This window comes from Mycobacterium sp. NGS67, assembly GCF_059812185.1.
On sequence record NZ_JCALCF010000095.1, the window covers coordinates 1 to 371 of the forward strand.

Genomic DNA, 371 nt, shown 5'->3' on the forward strand with positions numbered 1-371 from the left:
CGCACAGATCAACGGTGTCGCGGGTCGCTCGCCCGCGCAAAGAAACTTGTTGCCGCCTTCAGGATCTCGACGGTTTCTTCCAGCTCGCGGTTCTTCCTTCGCAGCTCCCGCAACTCCTGGGACTCCCGGGTGCTCATCCCCGCCGCTTGACCGTCATCGACTTCGGCCTGACGCACCCACTTACGCAGCGTTTCGGTACTCATCCCCAACCGTGTGGAGATGGCCCGCATCGCCGCCCACTCCGTCTCGTAGTCCTCGCGATGCTCCCGGAGCAACCGGACCGCCTTGGCCTTGACCGCCGGGTCGTATTTGCTTGGCATCGTGCCATCCTTCCCTCGAAAGAAGGTGCGCACGAAACCCGGGCTGGTTCA

At 63.3% G+C, this 371-nt stretch carries 1 pseudogene; it reads right to left on the reverse strand.

Annotated elements, in window-relative coordinates:
• A pseudogene (locus AC5Y4D_RS27390) lies at positions 1-320 on the reverse strand (transposase); the annotation flags it as partial.
• Positions 321-371 lie beyond the last annotated feature (51 nt).